Origin of the sequence: Klebsiella sp. JB_Kp042, from assembly GCF_040065275.1 — a bacterium.
Lineage (GTDB): Bacteria > Pseudomonadota > Gammaproteobacteria > Enterobacterales > Enterobacteriaceae > Klebsiella > Klebsiella quasipneumoniae.
In genome coordinates this window covers 1-2,409 of sequence record NZ_JBEAJL010000065.1, presented here as the reverse complement: position 1 = coordinate 2,409, position 2,409 = coordinate 1, and the positions used below count along the sequence as shown (strand labels likewise).

3 protein-coding genes are annotated in these 2,409 nt (G+C 35.0%); all 3 read left to right on the top strand.

Translation table 11 applies throughout. The features are described from left to right. Positions 1–414 precede the first annotated feature (414 nt). On the top strand, positions 415–966 hold the full coding sequence (locus ABLV54_RS13105) for a recombinase family protein (RefSeq protein ID WP_348814177.1): 552 nt from the start codon (positions 415–417) through the stop codon (positions 964–966). Positions 967–1,142: 176 nt separating this feature from the next. Continuing rightward, positions 1,143–1,688, top strand: coding sequence for a hypothetical protein (locus ABLV54_RS13100; protein WP_123822823.1), 546 nt, complete (start codon positions 1,143–1,145; stop codon positions 1,686–1,688). Then, positions 1,685–2,281: a transglycosylase domain-containing protein gene (locus ABLV54_RS13095; protein WP_101881330.1), complete on the top strand. Its 597-nt coding sequence runs from the start codon at positions 1,685–1,687 to the stop codon at positions 2,279–2,281. Before ABLV54_RS13100 ends, ABLV54_RS13095 begins: the two co-directional genes overlap by 4 nt. Positions 2,282–2,409: the final 128 nt, after the last annotated feature.

The following is a 2,409-nucleotide window of genomic DNA, read 5'->3' as shown; positions in this document are numbered from 1 at the left end:
CAACCCGCTACGGGGGAGACTTACCCGAAATCTGATTTATTCAACAAAGCCCCATAGAAACAGCGAGATCTCGTTCCAGTTCCGCAAAAAACTCAGCATCCGCCAGAGTGCACACAGTATTCATATTCAAATCCTTTTTGGCTAAGAGGGCACCCATTGCCCAATGCGATCATTATCTCACACCAGCCGTACCGCGTCGGTATTTTTCAACTTCCCCCAATGGGGATTTTTGGTAAAAACAATAGCTTATCCTCAGGTTGAGGTAAATCCACCAGCAGAGCAGCACCGTTCTAATAAAGCACCCTATTTCACTACACTTAAATTTGGAATAAACCGTAGTGATTTGTCTTGATTTTTATCTGATACATGCGTAGTGTTCCGGCATCAAGGCAAATCACCACAAAAGGTTTTCGCATGGCTAATATTGGTTACATCCGCGTATCATCCATTCAGCAGAACACAGAACGCCAGTTAGCTGGTGTTACCCTTGATAAGGTGTTTGAAGAAAAAGCTAGCGGAAAGAATATTGAGCGCGAACAGTTCAAAGCCATGATGGATTATGTACGTGAGGGAGATACTTTACATGTTCACAGCATCGATCGTCTTTGTCGTAAAACTTCTGATTTGCTGGCAACCGTTGAAGAACTTACCAAGCGTGGCGTAATCGTCGAGTTTCACAAAGAGGGTTTTAAAACAGGTAAAGAAAGTGCGTTTGGTAACTTTATGTTAACTGTTCTTGCCGGGGTCGCCCAGATGGAGCGTGAATTTATGCTTGAACGCCAGCGAGAAGGCTACGAAGCAGCTAAGCAAGCTGGACGTATTGTTGGACGTGGCAAAAGCACTAAAATCGATCGTATGGCTGTTAAAAATGATTTACACTCTGGGATGTCTATACGTCAAGCAGCTAAAAAGCATAGAATCAGTACCCAAACAGTAATGAAGATTAAAGCTGAGGAAATTCAATAATGATATAAAAATGAGGTAGATCATTACTTTCTTGATTGTTATTTTTTACAATACAAACAATAAATCATCAACAAACAGCAGAATTAGAAGAAAGATAGTTTACAGTGAGATAACCGGTATTGAAACAGTCAGCTTGAATTATATAAAAAAACCTTGTGAATGAGGAAATAGTTTTCATGTTTGAATCAATTAAAATATTTGCTTTCTCATCAAATAACATAGGCAGTTTCGTTGCTGGTGTTTTAGTTATTATAATAACTGGGCTTGTTGCATTTTTCATCAAGGATATTGTAAAAAAACCTCCATCCTTCTCAGGTGTATTTTATCTAAAGCTAGCAACAGAAAGTTCAGCTTGGAAAAAATATGAAGGACTAGCATCATTTTTTGTACTCACATTAATTAATGAATCATCAACAAAGATCATTGGAAAAATAGAAAAGATATATGATATTGAAAATGATGGAAAGTATAGAGAATATATCGGTGAGAATAGAAATACTGGCGATGTTTTGATAACGATCGAAAGATATTATTTAAGAAGAAACAAAATGAACATACATATATCTCTAAGGGGAGATGCTAAAGGAGTACAAAGACCATCTTCGGTAATAGTTACTATCAATAAAGTCAAGCTGGATACAGTAGGAACGTTCACTACTACAGCAGCAGATGCTCATGGTATAGCATTTTTCAAAAATAAAAGTTTCAAAGATGAATTATGAAACATTTAATAATGATACTTACGATTCCACACTTTATTCTTTGTTTTATACTCTATAAAAACAAACACATCTCTAAAGATGTTGATTTATGTATTAAGTATCTTAAAAAAGAAAAGCCATCATTCACAAAGATAGAGGATAATTATTTTGAAGTGCTATTAATAGCAGAAGACCATAGAAACCACTTACATTATGGTGTAGATCCATTGGCTATTATTAGATGTATCTATTTAAGATTGACAAGGAAAATAGTTCAGGGTGGAAGCACAATTGAACAACAATTAGTTAGAGTATTGACTGGCAGATACGAACGAACTCTTAGACGAAAGTTAAGAGAACAAGTTATTGCTATTTTAATAAAGAAAAAAATAAAAGACACTGATGAATTGGGTAAGGCTTATCTCTATTGCGCTTACTTTGGTTATGCTAAAGTTGGCTTCTTTAATTTATTAGATTCCGAAAAAAAAGATGCAAGTGAACTAATAGCAAGATTAAAATATCCAACGAAAAAAAACGAATCTCCAAGGCAGAATAAAAAAATAATGATGAGAAGAAATCATATTGATGAATTGTTAAAAAAACAAAAAATGTAATAGTTGTTTTATATAGTGCATCAAGATATCTATTTTTAGTTAATTGAAAGTGAGATTAATCGCATGATATTTTAGGTGATGCTACCAACTTGCTGATTTAGTGTATAATGGTGTTTTTGAGGTGCTCC